The sequence below is a fragment of the Porphyromonas gingivalis ATCC 33277 genome (genome assembly GCF_000010505.1).
Taxonomy (GTDB): Bacteria; Bacteroidota; Bacteroidia; order Bacteroidales; family Porphyromonadaceae; genus Porphyromonas; species Porphyromonas gingivalis.
In genome coordinates this window covers 129,102-149,719 of the sequence record NC_010729.1, presented here as the reverse complement: position 1 = coordinate 149,719, position 20,618 = coordinate 129,102, and the positions used below count along the sequence as shown (strand labels likewise).

The window sequence follows — 20,618 nt, the reverse complement described above, 5'->3', positions numbered from 1 at the left end:
AAAGAGACCAAGGATACGGAGTACAATCTTTCAAATGCGATAGCCCTCTGTCGAAGAGGCCGGCCTCTTCGGGGATTTTTCTGTAGTCTGTGTTGCTCTTACTATTGGAAATTACAATCACGGGTATCTTTCTATTATAAGGAATGATGCTTCAAATACGACAAGGGAGTCGAGGTCGTCGATCTGCTATTGAGTCTCTGAGCTTCCCAAACAAGGGGGGAAAACCTTATCTTTGTTTGACTTAGCATTATAAGGTATGAAGCAGTTTTCTTTTCGTCTGTCTCATTTTTTTCTATTTCTTCCCCTCTTATGGTCGTTGCCGTCTGTCGGCCAGACCCGAGCTTTTGATTCGCGAGTGCAGTCGCTTCTTGTTACTCCTACTGGCACAGAGCAGTTGAGGCTATATCCCTACTACCATATAAATAGTGGGGAAGGACTCCGGATCAGTTTTGATCTTATGGGCGATGAGAGTATGACACTGGGATACAGACTGCAGCACTGTGGTCACGATTGGCAGGCGAGTCCGGTTTCTCCGGCTGAAGCTGTTTCCGGCTTTCTGGAGAACGAATTCGATCCGCCGGCCGTTAGTAGAGCTACTTTGGTCAACTATGTTCATTACGAGCTGTCTTTGCCCAATGCGAATTGCACCCCCAAGCTCTCGGGGAATTATCTCATGACCGTATTCGACGTTTATGATCCGGACGAAACGCTTCTTACGATTGCCTTTCGTGTGGTGGCTCCGTTGGCTTCCCTCAAGGGTTCGCAAACGTCCGTTACTTATGAAGATATACACGGTCGTCACCAGCAAGTCAATGTTGAGGTAGATCTGAAGGGCTTACGAATCCTGTCCCCCTCGGAGGAGCTTACCCTTGTCGTTGGACAAAACGGGCGCGAGTCCGAGATGCGTTCGCTCTCCGGACCTTCGAGTATTGCAGGTAATACCATTGTATATGATCAGCATGCCGGAGCTTTATTTCCGGCAACCAATGTTTACAGGAAGGCAGAGATGCTCAGCGATAGTTATAATGGTATGGGGGTGTACCGATCTTACTCACGCAACGGGCACTATGTGATGGAGTTGTATCCCGACAAAAACAGAGCCGGATTACCCTATCAGTTCGAACAAAACAATTTCGGGAGACGTATCATTCGTACTACCGATGGTGCGAATAGTGCTACCGAAGGAGACTATTATGAGGTTATCTTCTCTTTCGAGAGTGAAAAGTTGCCGGGGCCGGTCCTTTTGTCCGGAGAGGCTTTCGATTTTCTCCCGATGAGCGAACGCGAGCTTTTCTATGATGCTTCGGAGCAGATGTACACTCGTACCCTCATGATGAAACAGGGATACTTCAATTACCTCTACATTCTTCAAACGGAGGATGACAATCTGCTCACTCAGACAGCCCTGACCGAGGGCAATCATTATGAGACGGAGAACAGATATACCGTCTTTCTCTATGCCAAGACACCGGCTGATATTTATGAAAGCCTCATAGCCGTTTTGGAAGTAAAATGACGGCTCGATCGGCGAACGTTACACGTCACCGATTTTCTTCCTTTCGGGCCTTGATATAAAAGAGGATGGGCTACCCTCGCAGGACGATCGTAGCCGATCGTATGTCCGCACCAATGGGGGGATTGAGCTTACTCAGGCTTACCGTGACTTCGTTCACCTGCGGAAAGTCGTGTCGGATTCTTTGCAAAATTCGTCCGGCGACATGCTCGATAAGATTCGAGGGCTGTAAGATCTCTTCTTTGACGGCTTCGTAAACGTGTCCGTAGTGGATGGTGTCTTCGATGGCATCTGAAATAACCGCTTGTGTGACATCCACGGACAAGGAGAGATTGACTACAAACCGGTTCCCCACTTGTCGCTCTTGCTCAAGCACACCGTGTCGGGCATAAAAACGCATTTCTTCCAATTTGATTTCAGTCGTCATAAAGCTTACAGAATTTGAAAGGTTATGGTCAAGAGACATATATCATGAAAACGGCTCGACGTGGATGACTATATGTGTGGGTTGGCCGTATCGTCCACGCAGCAGCTTCTCAACCCTCTGCGTAGCAGCATGAGATAGTGCCACAGAGAGGCCTCCATCCATCAAAATATCGGCTTCGACAGCATAGTAATTACCGATATTGCGAGTGCGGATCCGACGAACACCTTTTACCATCGATTCCGAACAAATGATTTTTTCTATCTCTTCTTCAATATCATCCGGCAAGCTCTGTTCGAGCAGATCGCGGAAAGCCGGAACTGCCATTTGAAAACCTACCTTGATGATAAAGACACTTACTACAGCAGCCGATAGCGGTTCGAGGATCATCCAACCGCGCCCCAAAAGAAAAGCACAGCCAATCCCGATGAAAGTAGCCACAGAGGTATAAGCGTCACTACGGTGGTGCCAGGCATTGGCTATGACTGAACGACTATTTTCCTCTTTTCCGACACACCGCGTTATGCGGAACAGCCATTCTTTGGCCACAATGGAGACAAAGGCCATAAGCAAGGCTATCAATCCGGGACGAGCCAATTCGTCCCCAAAGCGGAGATAGCGATATACCTTGGTCAGACCATCGGAGCAGAGCATAGCTCCGATGATGATCAGCGTAACAGCAATGATCGCAGTGGCGAGGGTCTCGAACTTACCATGTCCGTAATCGTGGTTCTTATCGGATGGTTTTCCCGAAATGGAGATAAAAATGAAAACCACGAAATCGGTCAGCAGATCAGACAACGAGTGTACCGCATCGGCAATCATGGCTCCGCTATGCCCGACAAAACCGGAGAAAAACTTCCCGATCGTCAAAAGCAGATTACCTAAGCAACCGACTATCGTAATACGTTTGATACGTCGAGAACGCCGATTAGGATCCGAAAGTGTAACCATACCCAAAATCGATGAAACAAAGAATTGCAAATCTAAACAATGTTGCTAACTTTGCAATACAGAGAAGACGAGGAATAAGCCGCACTGTTAGATCGGGGAAACTCATCATAACAACTATTCCGAGGACAATTTCATCGCTGATGGCGGGCCGCACCTTCGGGTTGCTTTGCACAGCGGATTACAAAGGTGGTGGAATCCTCAAATCTTGTCTTTCGGAGTTTACGCTATCCGCAGTGCGGCTTTTCATATAAGCATAAGAAATGAGGGTGTGTCGAAAATCGCTTCAGCAGCGTTTTCGGCACACTTTTTTATGCCAGAAAGGTTGTACTGAGAGCCTGCATAGCCGTAAGCCACATAGCAATCCGGCGTATTCTTATTTCAAAAGGACGATGCGGCAAAAGCGATGCTACTTGCCGATGGATTGGATTCGCCTTCGCACGTCTTTGGATATTTCCAAGAACATATAACCCGACTTGCCGGAGTGAATGTCAGCTTCGTTTTCCTGATATTTCTTGTTGGCATATTCTTTCGACTTCTCGAAAGTCAGCTTGGACATCTGATTTTGGGATTTGCCTATCATCGTCGAATCCAACTGCTCATCAGGGAAAAAGTCGTCCAAATCGACATCACCGATCATCGTTGTCTCCAGGAATGTTTTTTCTTTTTTGGATATATCCGTGTAATAACCGACGAACATATGGCCGGGCATCCGAACGAGGATAGGTTCGATATTGATAGCCCGCAGCAGGGATGCAAAGAGCACGCTGCCATCTACGCAGTTGATCTGAGAGGACTCCAAAGCATCATCGAAGGTGCGCACACGCTGGGAGAGAACGACATTGCTGGACAAGCTGGAATTGGCTACCGAGCTGTAGCGGAACTGTCTTTTCTGCAATATATTCCAAAGAGCATACACTTGTCTGTCCACAGGATTCTGGGCACTTTGGTAACCTGAGAAGCGATTGACGATACGCGTGTTGAGTGCTTCACGAAGCAGCTTGTCGATTTTAGGATTCTCTTCATTGACGTAGGCGGCAAAGAAGATCCCCGTTTCGCAGAATACCCGCCCTCCACTCATATAACCCAACAGACACTCGTTGAGACTTCTGACAGAGAATGTCCGCACTTGTTGTCCCCAGTTCGCACCATTTATCTCCACTTTTATAGCCACACTGACCGGTCCGGCTTGGTTGTTGTTCCGAAGAGCTTCGTACTTCCATATAATGTCCGGGTATATGGTATAGGTAGAGCCTGACTTATCCAAGACGAATTCGGAAACGGACTGGGAGAAAAAAGGCGTTTCGGCTACTTCCACACGCACACGGCTATTGGCCCTTCGCGTTTTCAGGCGAATACTGATAACGGACTTCGGATTGCCCACATACAAGCCTTCGACCGGTTTGATTACTTCGGCATCGGTCGTGGCCACCGACAGTATGGCGGACGGAAAGATATTGCCACCCAATTCGTCGACAATTTCGAATCGCTCCCCATAACCGGAATATTGAAAAATCCAGACTCCGACTATTGCAAGAAGCACGATGGAGGAGAGTAGTAACAGCCACTTGGCTTTGGTTCCGAGATATGCCATTGGAAGTTAGTCTTATCTGAGACGATTGGGAATCATTATATGCTACAAGAGCATCCTCATCGTTTGTTCAAAAGAGGAAGAAGACTGCCATAGCCTTCTTTCTTCATATCCTCTTTGGGAATAAACCGAAGGGAGGCACTATTGATGCAATAACGGAGTCCGCCTTTCTCCAGTGGCCCGTCATTGAACAAGTGTCCCAAATGGGCATCGCCGGTCGTACTACGCACTTCTGTACGAGTCATTCCGAAAGAACGATCGATACGCTCGGAAATCAGCTCTTTCCCTATCGGCTTGCTGAAACTCGGCCATCCACAGCCGGAGTCGAACTTATCAGTAGAAAGAAATAGCGGTTCACCTGTAGTAACATCGACATAAATACCTTCTCGAAATTCATTCCAATACTCGTTATCAAAAGCCGGTTCGGTGGCATTGTTGCGTGTGACGGCATACTGCTCGGGTGTAAGCCGGGCACGAAGCTCTGCATCATCGGCCTTCTTGTAGAATCTGGCCGGATTGGCTTTCCTCGCCAATTCGAATAAAGAAGGATCGATATGACAATAACCGCGAGGGTTATGATCCAAATAGTCTTGATGATAGTTTTCCGCAGGATAGAAGTTCTTGAGCGGCTCATTCTCGACAACAATGGGTTGATCGTATTTCGTAGCCAATGCACTTAGTGCGGACGAAATGAGAGAGAGATCTTCTTGATCCGTGTAATAGATACCCGTTCTATACTGAGAGCCGACATCGTTCCCCTGTCTATTGAGGATTGTAGGATCTATGGTCTTGAAGAAAAGATCGAGCAGCAGAGAGAGCGATACCTCACTCGGATCATATTCGACTCTTACCGTCTCGGCAAATCCTGTGGTTTGGGAACAGACCTCTTCATACGAAGGATCCTCGACATTGCCGTTGGCATACCCGACTTCGGTAGCCACGACACCACGCACTTGTTTGAAGAAATGCTCGGTACCCCAGAAGCACCCACCGGCAAAGTATATTGTCTTCGTCTCGGGAATACTGTCATTATGCTTTGCCGAAGGAGAGCAACTACCGGCACTAAGAGAAAAACTAAAAGAAGCCATACTGATAAGAATAAGAGAAAGATACTTCATAACAAATCGGATTCTCTTTTCATGAGAATGGGGAAGAGACAGACTCGAAGTAGTGGCAGGTCTATTCATGATGATAGGGCTCATGGTTGAGAATAGTCATGGCACGATACACCTGTTCGGTGAAGAAGAGGCGGATCATCTGATGAGAGAAAGTCATTCGGCTGAGCGATATTCTATCGGCTACAGCCTCCTGTACTGCAGGGCTAAATCCATATGGGCCTCCTATGACAAAGACCATTCGACGGGTGCCGGTCAGCATTTTCTTCTGCAAAAAGGCTGAAAACTCCATGCTGGAATACTCTCTGCCTCGCTCATCGAGCAATACGGTGCTGTCCGACGGCCGAAGACGAGCGAGTATCTCCCGACCTTCGGCATCCTTTTGCTGTTCGGAAGAAAGCTTGCTACCCAGGCGGACATCGGGTATTACCTCCACTTCGAAAGAAACATAATGGCTCAACCGACGAATGTATTCCTCCGTTGCCTGAGCCATTAGTTTGCTGTCGGTCTTGCCTACAACGAGCAGTACGATCTTCATCAAAAAGGCAGATCATCCCCCGCATCGGCGTTGGAAGCCCAACCCGTTGCCGGCTGAGACGGCATGCTCGGTTGTTGCGTTGGAAAAGTCGGAGCACCGGCGGCCGGCATTTCCTGTGGCAACTGCTGCTGACCTTGCTGCCCGATATATCCGCGCTCCATGCGCCAAGCCTTCACATCGGTGTACCAACGGCCGTTGAACTCACGGCTTTCAATATCGACCCAGACCGTAACCTGATCACCTACTTGATAGGAAGGATCAATACGATCTCCCCACACGCTGAAGTGTATTTTGCGAGGGTATTGATCGAGCGTTTCCAGTATGTACTCTTGTTTTTTCCATTCCTTTCCGGAAGCCTTGCCGACTCCCGAATTGAGTGGCAGTATCTGAATAAGCTGCCCTTGAATCTGAATATCCATATTTGTTTTGTTCTAAATAGTTATCGTTGGTTTTCCAACGCCTCCGCCATGGTCTTATCGAAAACCGATGATGTGGCGTACTTCGGCAAGGGTTCGTGCAGCACTTTCACGAGCGCGTTCGGCTCCTTCTCGAACCACTCTGTCCAAAAATGCTTCATCCGCCTGAATCTCCAAGATTCGTTCCCTTATAGGAGTGGTAAAGGCGACAATGTCTGCCGCCAACTGCTTCTTGAGATCGCCATAGCGAATAGAGCAATTATTATAGAGATCATCGAAATGGCGATAGACCTCATCCGAGGAAACGATGCGGAGCATGGAGAAAAGATTTTCCACCGGCTCCGGCTTCACGCTGTTAGGCACTTCGGGACCGGCATCGGTCACGGCTTTCATTACCTTCTTGCTAATCGTTTTGGCATCATCGGCCAAATAGATGGCATTGCCTTCGCTCTTGCCCATCTTGCCGGATCCATCCAAGCCCGGCACCTTCAAAGCTGTTGCACCCGGAGAGAACGATTCGGGTTCGGGGAAGAAGTCCACCTCATAGATCGTATTGAAACGGCGGGCAAACTTGCGTGCCATCTCCATGTTTTGCTCCTGATCTTTTCCGACAGGAACTTTCACGGCACGATGGATCAGAATGTCTGCTGCCATCAATGTCGGATATGTGAGCAGGCCGGCATTGACATTGTTCGGCTGCTTACGGGCTTTTTCCTTGAAAGATGTCGTTCGCTCCAGCTCGCCCAAATATGCATTCATATTCAGATAGAGATAGAGCTCGAGCACCTCTCTTACATCACTCTGTACATAGATTGTAGCCTTCTCCGGATCGATCCCGCAAGCCAAATATTCAGCCAGTATCGTACGCACATTGCGGACTATATTATCCGGATGCGGATGTGTGGTCAGCGAATGCCAATCAGCAATAAAGAAAAAGCAATTATATCGATGCTGCATATCCAGAAAACTCCGAATAGCACCAAAATAATTGCCCAAATGCAGATTGCCGGTCGGCCTGATACCACTGACTACAGTTTCCATACACAAATCCTGTTTTATTTGTTTTCCGATGGTCGCAAAGATAGGGAAAAAGAAACTTTTTGTCCGTAATTAAGCATTTTGCAGATCCTGCGGATTCCGGCTATCAGTGCAATACTAAGGTAAATTTTGCAAGAAGTATTCGAACGGAGTTCTGAATTCGAGTTCCTTTCTTGGTCTGCACATTCCGGACATTCCGCCAACACACCTTCAAGTCTGGCAAGACTTGCTCGGCCGACAGAGAACCATCAGTCTCTCGGAAATTTCCATAAAGGTATCAGAAATCCATTCTTTCGGATGTCTGAAAGTCTTCGTTGCTCTATGAAATATACGTGCCAAAAAAGTTTTCAACAACGAAGCTGAGTTTAGAATCATTCCAAATAAGCATCCGAAAGGAAGCGGATTTTGAGACGAAAGAGAGAAGAAAGTGACCTTTTGGCGCTTGCAATTCGCTTTGTGGAAGGTTGATTTGCGATTTATATATAAACCGTTTTTCGATTTGTATATAGATCATTTCTGATTTATATATAAATCGTTTTTGATTAATATATAGATTGATTGCCATTTGTATATAAATCGGATAGTCCAAAAGGCCCTTATCGAGGGCCATAAATAAAGAGACACGCGCCAAGTTTACTTATAGAACTCGGCGCGTGTCTCTTTATTTTGAGTGCTTTATGGAGAGGATCTGTTCCTTTTTATTTGTCTGATACAGCCTCCCCTTTATTCAAATACTGCGATGTCGAATGTGTCTGTCGGGGCGACAATGCCGACCGGGAGGCTCGCGTGTGGGAGGTAATTTCAGTACTCATAATTTATTATCGTTTAGTCGTTTATTAAAGTAATTCTATTCGTCCGAAAGACTGTTCGGTCGCAACATTAAGCTTCCCGTAGAAACCTCTATCGGCCGGCAAATATAGCGAAAAACCGAAAGCGCAAGGAATTGTAATCTGCACATTCAATTATCAAGTGCAACGGTCTGCCCATTTTATCCGCAGGTCTATCTGTTTAGGAATATGTGAAGGGTGAAAAGGTGTTTAAGATTCGGCAAAAATAGTGTAGCTTTGCAATCTAAGTTTTTGAGAATGTCCGCACAGACTTTTTTCTTCAAGCTACTGTTGCCTGCTTTGCTCCTTTGCACAGGAGTCGTTTCGGCACAAACCAACGTCGCTTCCTATGAGCCTGTCCGCTACAATGGAGAAGGGATCGTCTATGCCCTCCCACAGACACGCATCGTTGTACGGGCACAATTAGAACGTACTATCCACAAGCCCGGGCCGCTCCATCTCTATGCCGAGAGGTACTTCGGACAGGAGGCCGGCGGAGAACCGAGCATCCGTTACCGTTTGGGTAGAGTGATAGCCCAATCCGTGGGAATACCCGATTTCGATCAAAAATATATAGTAGAGTTCCGTGCCGGTACGGTGGCAGACTTCGTAACCCTCAACAAAAGAGGTATCATAGTCGGTATCAATGCCGACAGGCAAGACCTGCCATCACCATGTCCGAACACTCTCTTCCGTTTGCCGAGAATACAGCCCGGCATAGAAAAACGTCCTGCATTACCTCAGGAATATACCGTGGCAGGCACGAAAGGAAAGCAAGCGGAAATCGCCGCCGCCCAAGTATTCCGCATACGTGAGAGCCTGATGGATTTGCTGACCGGTCAGGCTGAGAACATGCCCAAGGATGGAGCGGCTATGCAGCTGATGACGCAAGAGCTGAAAGCACAGGAAACTGCTCTGCTGGAATTATTCTATGGAAAGGAAGAGATTGCATGGGAAGAACGCTCATGGACTATTGAACCTAAAAACGATATAAAAGGACAAATCCTTTTTCGATTCTCTCCACTCAGAGGGGTAGTCGATTCGGACGATCTTTCGGGAGAACCGGTTAGTTTCAGCCTTCGCACCACGGACAAGGCTCCGGAAATGGACGAAAAAGAGGCGGCCAAGTATGAAAAGAGCCTCAAGGGTATCGTATACAATCTGCCCGGAGCCGCTCGCATTACATTGGAACACAACCGCAAGGTACTCTTCGATGAAGAGCTTCCTGTCACACAATTTGGCCGTAGACAGGCCTTAGCTCCCAAAATGTTCCGCGACAGGGGTCCGGCTATCCGTGTCGTATTCGATGAAAATACGGGAGCCATCCGTCAAATCAACGAAAACAAATAATAATCAACCATTAAAACGATTTCTTATGCTAAAGAATCACCCTAAAGGGTTAATCTCAGCTTCTCTCACGAATATGGGAGAACGCTTCGGATTTTACATCATGATGGGAATCCTGCTACTCTTCCTGCAGGCCAAATTCGGGCTTTCGGGCAAAGAAGCTTCAGTGATTTACTCAATCTTCTATGCTTCGGTATATGTATTGGCTCTCGTGGGAGGTATTATTGCCGACTCTATGAAGAACTACAAGGGTACAATCCTTGTAGGCCTTATCGTGATGGCTGCCGGCTATGTTATGCTTGGTATCCCGACTCCGACACAAGCAACAGGCATGACTCCATGGCTTATCTTCACTTGTGCGGCATTGGCATTCATTTCTTTCGGTAACGGTTTGTTCAAAGGCAACCTTCAAGCCTTGGTCGGAAGGATGTACGACAACGATACCTATCGTGACAAGCGTGATTCCGGTTTTTCTCTCTTCTATATGTTTATCAATGTCGGTGCCGTATTTGCTCCACTGGTAGCTGTAGCTATCCGTAACTGGTGGGTACAACACAATGGTTTCGTTTACAATGCTGACTTGCCTGAACGTTGCCACCAGATTCTAAATGGGACTCTTCCCGAGAATGCCAAGGCTCAGGTAATGGAAATGATTCAAGCTGCCAATAATGGTACTGCAGTTGCAACCGAAGGATTACAAGAATTTGCCTTGAAATATATCCAAGTATTCAGCACAGGATTCCACTATGCATTCCTTGCAGCCGTATTCTTTATGGCAATTTCTTTCCTGATTTATATCATCAATAAGCATCAATATCCCGCTGATCAAAAAGCTAATGCCGTAACTGAGGCTCATAAAGATCAAAAGCAAGAAATCAAGATGGCAGCCGATGAGATCCGCCAACGCATTATTGCTCTTTGCGCAGTTTTCGGTGTCGTTATTTTCTTCTGGATGTCTTTCCACCAAAACGGAGTATCGCTGACTCAGTTTGCTAAGGATTATATTGACCTAAGTAGTGTAAAACTCGATCTTGGTTTCACTTCAATAGTGGGAGCTGAAATGTTCCAGTCAATCAACCCGTTCTTCGTAGTAACTCTTACGCCACTTCTGCTCTTCATCTTCGGTTTTCTGAAGAAACGTAATATGGAGCCTTCCACCCCTAAGAAAATTGTGATCGGTATGTTTATCGCTGCACTTGCTTTCGTCGTGATGGCTATCGGTTCAATGGGACTGCCTACTTTCGAAGAGCGTAATGCAGGGGTAGAGTTTACGAAAGTTTCTCCTTGGTTGATGGTATTGACCTACATGATTCTGACGATTGCCGAACTCTTTATCAGTCCGATGGGTATCAGCTTCGTTTCTAAGGTGGCACCTCCCCATCTCCAAGGTATTATGCAGGGCTTGTGGCTGTGTGCTACGGCTGTAGGAAACTCACTCCTGTTCGTGGGTATGATTCTGTACGAATCGCTTTCTATCTCTGCTACATGGATTGTATTTACCTGTGCATGTGCATTGTCCATGCTCGTTATGCTCTCCATGGTTAAGTGGCTGGAGCGGGTAGCGAAGTAATATACGTCTGTTAAGACCGACGCTTCCTGAGGCTGTCTCATCTCGATGGGGCAGCCTCTGTCGTTTTTTGCTTGAGCGGTAATAGCGTCATGGCTGTGGGGCGATTAGTTTCTATTGCCGGAGCTTCTTTCTACTTTTGTCGCGGATGCAGACAGGAAAGGATCTGCTCCGTTCCCATATATGATTCAGACGATCGAAAACAGACTGATAAACGGTGGCGAACCAACTTTTGAGGAAGCCCTCCTGCTGGCTTCCTCTGCCGATAAGGAAGCACTCTACGAGACAGCACATCGGATCACCCGACATTTCATGGGCGATAAGTTCGACACTTGCTCCATCATCAACGCCAAGAGCGGCAACTGTCCAGAAGACTGTAAATGGTGTGCTCAAAGCCGCCATTATGCCACTTCGATAGAGAAATACGGACTTCTTTCGGCCACTGTTTGTGCCGAACAGGCCGCTTATAACAGGCGGCAAGGCATCGGACGCTTTTCTCTTGTGGCCAGCGGGCGCACTGCGTCTATGAATGAGATACGGCAGATGGCCGAAAGTTTTCGTACCATCAAGCAACGAACGGACATCAAATGCTGCGCCTCTTTAGGGCTGCTCTCGGAGGAGAAACTGCAGATATTATTCGACAACGGGGTGACCACCTACCACTGCAATATGGAGACAGCTCCGAGTTTCTTCCCCTCCCTGTGCAGCACGCACACGCAGGAAGAAAAGCTCGCCACCATCCGAGCTGCACGCCGTGTGGGAATGCGTGTATGCAGTGGCGGAATCATCGGCATGGGGGAGACGATGGAGCAGCGGATCGAATTTGCTTTCTTCCTGCACAGCATCAATGTCTACTCCATCCCGATCAATATCCTGCAGCCGATCCCCGGCACTCCGCTGGAGAAGACTCCGCCTCTAAGCGAAGAGGAGTACCTCACGACTGTGGCACTGTTCCGGCTCATCAATCCTCGAGCTTTTCTTCGCTTTTCGGGAGGACGGGCACAACTAAGCCCCGCCGTTCAGCGTAAGGCTATATATATAGGTATCAATGCAGCCATTACGGGCGACCTCCTCACCACGACGGGAAGCAAAGCCGCTGAGGATATGCAGCTCGCGAGGGAATGCGGATTTCAAGTGACTAACGATACAGACTGGGAGGTAAGCTATGACCATTGACGAAATGCTGCGTTTGGATCGCAACCACCTTTGGCATCCCTATACATCGACTATAGATCCATTGCCCGTATTTCCCGTGAAGCGGGCCGAGGGAGTACGCATCTATCTGGAAGACGGCCGCGAACTGATCGATGGCATGAGTTCGTGGTGGGCAGCCATACACGGCTATAACCATCCGCGACTGAATGCCGCCGTAGAACGGCAGCTTCGGGAGATGAGCCATATCATGTTCGGCGGTTTCACCCATCGTCCGGCCGTAGAATTGGCCGAACTGCTTCTGAGCATCCTGCCGTCCGAGCTGAATAAAATCTTCTATGCCGACAGCGGTTCCGTAGCTGTGGAGGTAGCCATGAAAATGGCTCTCCAATATCAGCAAGCCTGCGGACAGAGCAGGCGTACCCGATTCGCCACGATCCGCTCGGGCTACCACGGCGATACGTGGCACGCCATGAGCGTATGCGATCCCGTCACCGGTATGCACGGCATTTTCTCGGGAGCCTTGCCCGTACAGTATTTCCTGCCACAGCCGAAGAGCCGCTTCGGTGGCGAATGGCTACCGGCGGATATGGAGCCGCTCCGAGACCTCCTCTCCGAAAAGGGGGCGGAGCTGGCAGCCCTCATCCTCGAACCCATCGTGCAGGGAGCCGGCGGTATGTATTTCTACCATCCCCGGTATCTCGTCGAAGCTCGCAGACTCTGCTCCGAAGCCGGCGTACTGCTGATATTCGATGAAATAGCCACCGGATTCGGCCGCACGGGCGAACTGTTTGCGCTCCGGCACGCTGCCACGGTGCCGGATATTCTGTGTCTTGGCAAGTCATTGACCGGCGGCTATATGACCCTCTCGGCTACGATCACAACCGAAGCGATAGCCCGGACGATATGTTCGGGCGAAGCCGGCTGCTTCATGCACGGCCCCACGTTCATGGGCAATCCGTTGGCGTGTGCCGTAGCGGCCGAAAGCATCCGCCTTCTGCTCGAAAGCCCTTGGCAGGAACGAGTCAGAGCCATCGAGGCACAGCTGCGCGAAGAGTTGTCACCGGCCATTTCGTTCGATGGTGTGGCCGAAGTACGTGTCCTCGGAGCCATCGGCGTAGTGGAGATGAAGCGGCCCGTGGATATGGCCACGCTGCAGCAGCGATTCATCCGAGAGGGAATCTGGGTACGCCCCTTCGGTCGTCTCTGCTATCTGGAGCCACCCTTCATCATATCGCCGGAAGATCTTCGTATCCTTACGCACGGACTTCTCCGTGTACTCGGTCAGGATCGATCCATTTCATTTACCCGATAAATACAAGAATTATGTCCGAAACAAAAGAAAGACTCTGCATATACGCCGACTTCCCATACGAATTTGCTGTTTGTGCACCGCGTACCGACTGCCCCAAGCGAGAGCAGTGCCTTCGTGCCTCGGCCTACGACGGAGTATTGGCACGAGGCCTTCAGAACATAATGGTGATCAATCCCCTTATCCCCACTTCGGAACAAGGGTGCAAAGCCTTTGCCGACAATACCCCCGTGCTATTCGCCCATGGTATCACGCACCTCTATGACGAACTGCCGCACCACGCCGTGCAGTCGCTCAAGCATCGTCTCCTCACCTATTTCGGCAAGACCACTTACTATCGTATCTACCGCAAGGAACGCTACATCACCATCCAAGAGCAGGACTATATCCGTGACAGCTTTGTCCGGGCCGGATTTTCATCCGATCTGATCCGCTACGATGCGATGGTGTACATGTACGAACTGCAGAGCACCATGGTCAAGAGCGACTGAATCCTCCGGGTAGTACATAACCATCGACTATATGCCGATGGAAGTTTCACAGTCGAGAAACTATAGTTCCATGGCTGTGAAACTGTAACCGGCCTGCACTGCAAGAAAATTTTGCCGTACGGGAAAAAATTTGCTTGTCGCAGGAGAGTGTATATTCCTCTTTATGAGACCTTTGCACGGCGATTGGTGTGTATTTTGTTTGTTAATTCATTGTATAATAGGGAGTTATTTTGTATATTTGAGTAGTAAAAACAGCATAATATTCCTCCCATGGCATACCAATCCAAGAATACCGATGAGCATGTAACATTTGCAGACGCACTCCTTTCAAAGCGTTATCGCAAAGCACAAAACGACTTCCTCAATCAGGTTGACACGCTTATCGATTGGCGTCCGATCAGGACGCTGATCAACAAGAAATACACGAAGCGACAAAATGCCATCGGTGCCCCGGCTTATGACGTGATTCTCTTATTCAAGATGTTGCTTTTGGAGACATGGTACAACCTCAGTGATTGTGCTCTGGAGGAGCGCATCAATGATTCAATCACCTTTTTCCGATTCTTGGGGCTGAAGATGGAAGAGGTATCTCCCGACCACAGCACCATCAGTCGATTTCGTTCGGCACTGACAGAGTTGGGTCTCATGGACAAACTATTGGCGTAGTTTAACAAACAACTTTCCCGCCATCACATTTCGGTAAGGGAAGGGGTGCTTGTCGATGCAAGCCTTGTGGAGACGCCGCATAAACCCAACGGAAGCATTACGATTGAAGTCGCAGACGACAGAGAAGACAATCGGAGCGAGGAGGAAAAAGAGGCAGAGGAGGATTATCAAAAACAGGTTGTCCGTCAGCGTAAAGGGACGGATGAAGAAGCCCGTTGGGTTTACAAACAAAAGCGTTATCACTACGGATACAAAAAGCATTGTCCGGCCAATGTTCAAGGCATTGTTCAAAAGGTGATAACGACAGCAGCGAACCGCAGTGACACGAAGGAGTTTATTCCGCTATTGCAGGGTGCAAACATACCTCAAGGCACAGCCGTCTTGGCGGATAAAGGATATGCTTGCGGGGAAAATCGTTCCTACCTGCAAACCCATCACCTTCAAGACGGCATTATGCACAAGGCACAACGCAACAGGGCATTGACCGAGGAAGAGAAGCAAGGAAACAAAGCAATCAGTCGGATACGGAGCACCATCGAACGCACCTTTGGCAGTATTCGGCGGTGGTTTCATGGCGGACGATGTCGATACCGGGGACTTGCCAAGACCCATACTCAAAACATTCTTGAAAGCATCGCCTTTAATTTATACAGAACCCCGGGGATAATTATGTCCTCATCCGTAGGATAAGGCATAACCACCCTTGAGGAGCTCGTACAAGTAGCTCCTCAAAGGGGGGATTTACAACTACTTTCACTCCTTACTGCCACCTCTTTCACTCGCTCCTTTTATGCCAAGAACTCCTCTTTACTCCACCTCCTTATTTTGCAAAGGTCTCAAAAGATCAATTTACTCATTATAGAGCGACTGAAGACAAATATGAAGTCCTCAATCCCTCGTATTCAAAAGAAACTGGCTCGAATGAAGCCACAACAACTAATGACAATACAATTTTAATGCGTCACCCCTGCATCAGCCCTGGAATGGGATGTCTAAATCAGTTTTTTTGTGCATCTTTGCCACAAAAAGTAGCTAAGTCTCTTTGGGTTGTATTATTTATTATGTCTTGAAATTAGGTTTTTTGTGGGGAAAAAGTGCATGCTTAACATGCAGATAATTATAAGTATAACATAAAGGAAGCGTATGAAGAAGAATTTGATTTTCTTGTTGTTGTTTTTGAGTGGGTTGCTTGGTGTATCCGCTCAGCGCGTGGCTCTTAAGAATAATTTGCTTTATGATGCAACGCTAACTCCTAACTTGGCCTTGGAAATAGGTGTAGGTCCTAAAATGACTGTGGATCTCTTAGGGGGAGTAAACCCTTTCAAGATCAGCGATGATCATTATTGGAAGCATTGGCTTGCCCAGCCGGAATTGCGTTATTGGTTCTGTGAGAAATTCAATGGAGTGTTTATCGGACTTCATGGCCATGTCGGTCAAATGAATATCGCAGGGATATCGGTCCCTCCTGTTGGCTCCATTCATCCTAAGAGCGACTTCGACGATGCCAAGTATCATCGTTATCAAGGATGGTTCTATGGTGGCGGTATCAGTATAGGCCGTCAGTGGATCTTGGGCAATCATTGGAATCTGGAAGCGAGTATCGGCGGTGGTTATATTCACTTCGATTATGACAAGTATCAATGTGTAGAGTGTGGGAAGAAAGTTGGTGTTGACAAGAAGGCCGATTACTTTGGCCTGACGCGAGCCACTCTTTCGTTAATCTATCTGTTTAAGTAATTCCTAATAAATGAACTCTCAAAAGAAAGAGGCTTTTAATATGAAAAGAATACAACTAACTCTTATCGCTCTCTTCGCCGCTGTTGCCGGTTTGGTCGCTCAAAATGCTTACGAGGGAGTAATTTCATATAAAATTTCGTTGGACAAAACCGGAAATAAGGTTGTACTGAATGGTGCGGCAGATATGAGTAATTTAAAGCTCAAGAGCACTCAGATGATCATTGTTACGCCTATTCTTCGTTCAGAAGATGGTACCAGCCGGGTAGAATTTCCTTCGGTAGTCATTACAGGCCGCAATAGAACAAAAGCTCTCAAGCGTGAAATCGCATTTAGTTCGGCTTTGCCCCAAGCAAAACATGCAGCTCAATACATTCGCCGTTATAATGGGAAGAGCGAGCAGTTTACTTTTACAGGAGAACATGCTTATGCTCCATGGATGATGGATGCCAAGTTTGTGGTTCGTGAGGAGGTGCGAGGTTGTGCCAAATGCCCAGTAGGTCTCTCGAGTAATATTGTTCCTTTTGATCCACTCTTCAATCCGGCAGAGGCTCCTTATCTGTTGGCACACATTACTCCGGCCGAAGAAGAGGAAAAGCAGCGAGAGTCCAGCTTTGATGCTTATATCAACTTCAAAGTCGATAAGGCAGATGTCCTTCCTGAGTATCGCAACAATAAGGCGGAGTTAGAAAAAATCAAAGAATTTGTAAGCACCGTTAAGGCCAATCCAAACTATTCGGTCAATAAAATGATCATCGAAGGGTTTGCTTCTCCCGAGGCTTCAATAGCCCACAATAAGGCTTTGTCGGAGCGCCGTGCTAAAAGACTCGCGGAAGAATTGGTGCGTAAGTATGGCAAAACATTGCCGAATATAACCACTAAGTTCGGCGGTGAAGATTGGAAGGGGCTGAAACTGGCTATCGAAAAGAGTGATATAGCCGATCGTGACCGCGTATTGGAGATAATCAACTCCGATAAATATGCCGATGATGATGCACGTGAACAGGCTCTGAAGCAACTTTCGTCTTATCGTCATATCTTGGATCAGATCTATCCGAATTTGCGTCGCAATACGATAACCATGGGGTATATCGTTCGTGATTATACCCTCGAAGAAGCTCGTGAAATCATTAAGACTGCTCCGAAAGAACTTAGTGAAGCCGAAATGTACCGTGTGGCAATGTCTTATCCTGAGGGGCACCAAGAGCGTTTGTTTGCTCTGAATACGACCCTTAAGTATTTCCCTGAAAGTGTAACGGGCCGAATCAATTTGGCTGTAGCCGCTTTTAACGGTGGAGATGTTCAACAGGCAATTGCTCTGTTGAGTCCGATTCAGACAGAAAAGGGTGTAAGCAATATCCTTGGAGCTGCTTATGCTCGTACGGGAGATTTTGCTCGTGCCGAAACCTTCTTCCGTAAGGCCGTTGCAGAAGGAGATGCAAATGCGCAGCGCAACCTTGATATGCTGCTTGGCAAAAAGTAAGTGGAGTTTTCCATATTGATTATTAAGGTGCACCGGGACTTCTGTTTCGGTGCTCTTTTTTGTGGCAAATCAAGTCCGCATACATCAATGTGAGACCTTTGAAATTGGGGCGGTCAATAATTCTCCCCCTTTTCAGAATCATTTTTGATTGAAGGAGAGTAACTGTCGAGGATGATAAAGTTCCTCTTTCCCCCGGTTGGACCTCAAAACCGAGCCCGACCGGGGTAATCTTTGCTTATTGACACATTTGGATATCATGAGCCCCGGTGTTCGATATAGGTTAACGTGAGTTCGATGTAAGCGATATGGTGTCGATCCTCATAAGATCCGCCTTATCGATCAAACTCTTGATGGGATATTGACTATAACCGAATCAGAAAATGAAAGGGAAAAAGTTTGACGTCTCATTGGACGTCGGAGCCCCTCGAAGCTGAAACCTCTCAACAGACAAATGAAATACATTGACAAACAGCATATTGCATGTTTTTCTTGGATCGAATCCGCATTGTTTTATAGCCGTTCGGAACATACGCCGAAAGGGGGTCGAGCTACGCCCTACAGCGACTCGGGCTACGCCGTAGAGCGTACCGAGCTGCGCTCTACGGCCCTTCGAGCTACGCTGTAGGGCTCACCGCGCCGGGCTCTACGGCTCAGCTCGGCCACCTCTACGGCTCACGGAGCGGAACTCTACGGCTCGGCTCGCTACGCTGTAGAGCGTACCTCGCCGAGCTCTACAGCGTACCTCGAAGAGCTGTACGGGATAGCCCGTCATCCTCTACGGAGTAGTGCCATGTGCCCTGTGGTATAGCCCATCTTCCTGTACGGACTGCAACATTCAGTCAAAAAACAATCCGAAATTCAATGTTGGTCCGATCCGGGCAGAAGCAGGATTGCCCCCTATGCAATTGCCGGAACGGAACAACCTATAACTCCCAAGATCTTAGTGTGTAAACCGCTAATCAGGGAACGAATACATTGGCATTTTTTTACGTCGAATGACGTACTAGTAGTTTTGGAAGAATCTACTATTGGAAAATACAGGCTTTGCCGTTCGATGAGGAATAAAAAAGGAGGCTGCACCAAAATCGAATTTTGACACAGCCTCATTTTGCTCATTTATCTGAAAATTTGCAATTTACGATCAAACTACGGGAATATCCTTATTCACATTGCGATAGCCTGCCAAAGCATAATAAAGCAGGAATACCAATGCTACGACTATTACCCAATAGCTATTGATATAACCGAGCCAGTCTGCAAAATAACCTTGGATCAGTGGCAAAATCCCTCCACCGCAAACCATGACCATGAAGAAACCGGAAGCTGATTCGGTATATTTCCCGAGACCTTCCACTGCGAGGTTGAAAATACCTCCCCACATGACGGAAGTACAAAGACCGCAAAGCACAAGGAAAACGATACTCATCGGTATGGTGTTAAGGCCGAACGATATATCGGAGCGAAAGACTGGCATAGAGGCTTGTAGTCCGATCGGGGTAAAGATGGCAGCCAGGACCAAAATTATTCCTAATGAGGACACGAAGGTGAGCATAGCCTTACTGGATACTTTTGCTCCTACGGCGGCTCCGATCATACGTCCGATAAGCATCAGGAACCAATATGTCCCAACCACAGAGCCGGCGATCGTAGCATCAAAGCCCAAGCCACCTTTATCGAAAGAGGAAGTCATATACTTATTGATAAAATCCTGAATGCTCACTTCTATCCCCACATAAAGGAATATGGCTATTGTGCCCAACACAAAATGGCGAAAAGCAAAAGGACTATGCGACAGCTTCTCCGTGCTGCTGTTTTTCGTGGCGGCCGGCTCGGGGATATTGACGAAATAAAGCACTACAAAAGCGAGTGCAAAAATACACATGGCCAGGATGATAGCGGGATAAGCCTGCTTGATATTGGCCTGCTGAACGTTGCTCCCGATAAAGTAACCCACGAGCACGGGTACCAGAGTCGCCATCAGCGAATTGAAAGAGCCTCCCACCTGAATAAGCTGGTTACCGCGGTTGCCTCCGCCACCCAAGGTATTGAGCATCGGATTGACTACCGTATTGAGCATACACATGGAGAACCCGGCAACAAATGCGCCGACTAAATAAATAGAGAAGCTGCCCATCTCTCCGGACAAGAGCTGTATTCCTATGCCTACAAATCCGACGGCGATGGCGGATAAAGCTGTCTGCTTATAACCGATTCGCTGGAGTAGCATCCCCGCAGGGTAGCCCATAAATGCATAAGCAATGAAATTGGCAAAGTAACCGAGCGTGGCCATAAAGTTGGAGGTCTGGAACTGATTTTTGACAATCACCCCCATGGGGCTGGCCAAACCTGTAACAAAAGAGATCATCCCGAAAAGGGCGATCATCATGATAATGGGCAGGAGATAGTTTCCGTTCTGCCTTGTTGTATTCATTATTATTCTGTATGGATTATTT

The 20,618-nt window shown here is 47.9% G+C and carries 18 protein-coding genes and 3 pseudogenes; 12 read left to right on the top strand and 9 right to left on the bottom strand.

Going from position 1 to position 20,618, the window contains the following annotated elements; genetic code table 11:
* Positions 1–256 precede the first annotated feature (256 nt).
* A complete protein-coding gene (locus PGN_RS00680; protein ID WP_012457276.1) occupies positions 257–1,516 on the top strand; it encodes a DUF5103 domain-containing protein in 1,260 nt (419 codons plus the stop codon).
* Between the two features lie 70 nt (positions 1,517–1,586).
* Here PGN_RS00680 and folB read toward each other — a convergent pair whose 3' ends face one another.
* From folB to trpS, 7 genes are all read right to left on the bottom strand, one after another.
* Entirely contained in the window at positions 1,587–1,940 is a 354-nt protein-coding gene (folB, locus tag PGN_RS00675) for a dihydroneopterin aldolase (RefSeq protein WP_005873755.1), read from the bottom strand.
* Positions 1,941–1,982: 42 nt separating this feature from the next.
* A complete protein-coding gene (locus PGN_RS00670; protein ID WP_004584697.1) occupies positions 1,983–2,891 on the bottom strand; it encodes a cation diffusion facilitator family transporter in 909 nt (302 codons plus the stop codon).
* Positions 2,892–3,297: 406 nt separating this feature from the next.
* Positions 3,298–4,482 (bottom strand): hypothetical protein, encoded by a 1,185-nt coding sequence (locus PGN_RS00665; RefSeq protein WP_005873753.1) that lies wholly within the window; start codon positions 4,480–4,482, stop codon positions 3,298–3,300.
* A 56-nt stretch (positions 4,483–4,538) separates the two neighbouring features.
* Positions 4,539–5,597: a peptide-methionine (R)-S-oxide reductase MsrB gene (msrB, locus tag PGN_RS00660; protein ID WP_012457275.1), complete on the bottom strand. Its 1,059-nt coding sequence runs from the start codon at positions 5,595–5,597 to the stop codon at positions 4,539–4,541.
* A gap of 61 nt (positions 5,598–5,658) precedes the next feature.
* Positions 5,659–6,132 carry a 23S rRNA (pseudouridine(1915)-N(3))-methyltransferase RlmH gene (gene rlmH / locus PGN_RS00655; protein ID WP_012457274.1) on the bottom strand — a complete coding sequence of 158 codons (474 nt, stop codon included), beginning with the start codon at positions 6,130–6,132 and terminating at the stop codon, positions 5,659–5,661.
* Positions 6,132–6,551: a DUF3127 domain-containing protein gene (locus tag PGN_RS00650; protein ID WP_004584701.1), complete on the bottom strand. Its 420-nt coding sequence runs from the start codon at positions 6,549–6,551 to the stop codon at positions 6,132–6,134. Before PGN_RS00650 ends, rlmH begins: the two co-directional genes overlap by 1 nt.
* 54 nt (positions 6,552–6,605) lie before the next feature.
* Complete coding sequence (gene trpS / locus PGN_RS00645) at positions 6,606–7,589, bottom strand: tryptophan--tRNA ligase (protein ID WP_004584702.1); 984 nt, start codon at positions 7,587–7,589, stop codon at positions 6,606–6,608.
* Positions 7,590–8,671: 1,082 nt separating this feature from the next.
* On the opposite strand from trpS, the gene PGN_RS00635 reads away from it, so the two are divergent.
* The 11 genes and pseudogenes from PGN_RS00635 to PGN_RS11550 all read left to right on the top strand — a co-directional run bounded on the left by PGN_RS00635 (position 8,672) and on the right by PGN_RS11550 (position 18,790).
* Complete coding sequence (locus PGN_RS00635) at positions 8,672–9,763, top strand: DUF4831 family protein (protein WP_012457273.1); 1,092 nt, start codon at positions 8,672–8,674, stop codon at positions 9,761–9,763.
* A 25-nt stretch (positions 9,764–9,788) separates the two neighbouring features.
* On the top strand, positions 9,789–11,330 hold the full coding sequence (locus PGN_RS00630) for a peptide MFS transporter (protein ID WP_010956493.1): 1,542 nt from the start codon (positions 9,789–9,791) through the stop codon (positions 11,328–11,330).
* Between the two features lie 180 nt (positions 11,331–11,510).
* Positions 11,511–12,503: a biotin synthase BioB gene (bioB, locus tag PGN_RS00625; RefSeq protein ID WP_039416879.1), complete on the top strand. Its 993-nt coding sequence runs from the start codon at positions 11,511–11,513 to the stop codon at positions 12,501–12,503.
* Positions 12,493–13,794 (top strand): adenosylmethionine--8-amino-7-oxononanoate transaminase, encoded by a 1,302-nt coding sequence (gene bioA / locus PGN_RS00620; protein ID WP_012457271.1) that lies wholly within the window; start codon positions 12,493–12,495, stop codon positions 13,792–13,794. The genes bioB and bioA overlap by 11 nt, the downstream gene beginning before the upstream one ends.
* A gap of 11 nt (positions 13,795–13,805) precedes the next feature.
* Positions 13,806–14,282, top strand: coding sequence for a DUF6078 family protein (locus tag PGN_RS00615; RefSeq protein ID WP_004584708.1), 477 nt, complete (start codon positions 13,806–13,808; stop codon positions 14,280–14,282).
* Positions 14,283–14,552: 270 nt separating this feature from the next.
* A pseudogene (locus PGN_RS00610) lies at positions 14,553–15,638 on the top strand (IS5 family transposase).
* A gap of 3 nt (positions 15,639–15,641) precedes the next feature.
* Positions 15,642–15,810 (top strand): annotated as a pseudogene (locus PGN_RS12225) (DNA methylase).
* Positions 15,771–15,905 (top strand): annotated as a pseudogene (locus PGN_RS10965) (ISAs1 family transposase); the annotation flags it as partial. The pseudogenes PGN_RS12225 and PGN_RS10965, both read left to right, overlap by 40 nt.
* Before the next feature lie 186 nt (positions 15,906–16,091).
* Complete coding sequence (locus PGN_RS00605) at positions 16,092–16,685, top strand: DUF3575 domain-containing protein (protein WP_012457268.1); 594 nt, start codon at positions 16,092–16,094, stop codon at positions 16,683–16,685.
* Between the two features lie 40 nt (positions 16,686–16,725).
* Positions 16,726–18,165 (top strand): DUF3868 domain-containing protein, encoded by a 1,440-nt coding sequence (locus PGN_RS00600; RefSeq protein ID WP_012457267.1) that lies wholly within the window; start codon positions 16,726–16,728, stop codon positions 18,163–18,165.
* Between the two features lie 451 nt (positions 18,166–18,616).
* Positions 18,617–18,790: a hypothetical protein gene (locus PGN_RS11550; protein WP_005874816.1), complete on the top strand. Its 174-nt coding sequence runs from the start codon at positions 18,617–18,619 to the stop codon at positions 18,788–18,790.
* An 18-nt stretch (positions 18,791–18,808) separates the two neighbouring features.
* On the opposite strand, the gene PGN_RS12095 is transcribed toward PGN_RS11550, so the two are convergent.
* Together PGN_RS12095 and PGN_RS00595 are read right to left on the bottom strand one after the other, a co-directional pair.
* Entirely contained in the window at positions 18,809–18,937 is a 129-nt protein-coding gene (locus tag PGN_RS12095) for a hypothetical protein (RefSeq protein WP_257719866.1), read from the bottom strand.
* A 369-nt stretch (positions 18,938–19,306) separates the two neighbouring features.
* The gene (locus PGN_RS00595; RefSeq protein WP_012457266.1) at positions 19,307–20,596 is read right to left on the bottom strand and encodes an MFS transporter; all 1,290 of its coding nucleotides are present in this window, start codon (positions 20,594–20,596) and stop codon (positions 19,307–19,309) included.
* Positions 20,597–20,618 lie beyond the last annotated feature (22 nt).

Coding starts and splice junctions, on each gene's coding strand:
- folB (WP_005873755.1), bottom strand. CDS start 1,940: ATGACGACTGAAATCAAATTGGAAGAAATGCGTTTTTATGCCCGACAC.
- PGN_RS12095 (WP_257719866.1), bottom strand. CDS start 18,937: ATGACGGGCTATCCCGTACAGCTCTTCGAGGTACGCTGTAGAGCTCGG.
- trpS (WP_004584702.1), bottom strand. CDS start 7,589: ATGGAAACTGTAGTCAGTGGTATCAGGCCGACCGGCAATCTGCATTTG.
- PGN_RS00615 (WP_004584708.1), top strand. CDS start 13,806: ATGTCCGAAACAAAAGAAAGACTCTGCATATACGCCGACTTCCCATAC.
- bioB (WP_039416879.1), top strand. CDS start 11,511: ATGATTCAGACGATCGAAAACAGACTGATAAACGGTGGCGAACCAACT.
- PGN_RS00670 (WP_004584697.1), bottom strand. CDS start 2,891: ATGGTTACACTTTCGGATCCTAATCGGCGTTCTCGACGTATCAAACGT.
- bioA (WP_012457271.1), top strand. CDS start 12,493: ATGACCATTGACGAAATGCTGCGTTTGGATCGCAACCACCTTTGGCAT.
- PGN_RS00600 (WP_012457267.1), top strand. CDS start 16,726: ATGAAAAGAATACAACTAACTCTTATCGCTCTCTTCGCCGCTGTTGCC.
- PGN_RS00635 (WP_012457273.1), top strand. CDS start 8,672: ATGTCCGCACAGACTTTTTTCTTCAAGCTACTGTTGCCTGCTTTGCTC.
- PGN_RS00630 (WP_010956493.1), top strand. CDS start 9,789: ATGCTAAAGAATCACCCTAAAGGGTTAATCTCAGCTTCTCTCACGAAT.
- PGN_RS11550 (WP_005874816.1), top strand. CDS start 18,617: ATGAAATACATTGACAAACAGCATATTGCATGTTTTTCTTGGATCGAA.
- PGN_RS00595 (WP_012457266.1), bottom strand. CDS start 20,596: ATGAATACAACAAGGCAGAACGGAAACTATCTCCTGCCCATTATCATG.
- rlmH (WP_012457274.1), bottom strand. CDS start 6,132: ATGAAGATCGTACTGCTCGTTGTAGGCAAGACCGACAGCAAACTAATG.
- PGN_RS00680 (WP_012457276.1), top strand. CDS start 257: ATGAAGCAGTTTTCTTTTCGTCTGTCTCATTTTTTTCTATTTCTTCCC.
- PGN_RS00650 (WP_004584701.1), bottom strand. CDS start 6,551: ATGGATATTCAGATTCAAGGGCAGCTTATTCAGATACTGCCACTCAAT.
- msrB (WP_012457275.1), bottom strand. CDS start 5,597: ATGAAGTATCTTTCTCTTATTCTTATCAGTATGGCTTCTTTTAGTTTT.
- PGN_RS00665 (WP_005873753.1), bottom strand. CDS start 4,482: ATGGCATATCTCGGAACCAAAGCCAAGTGGCTGTTACTACTCTCCTCC.
- PGN_RS00605 (WP_012457268.1), top strand. CDS start 16,092: ATGAAGAAGAATTTGATTTTCTTGTTGTTGTTTTTGAGTGGGTTGCTT.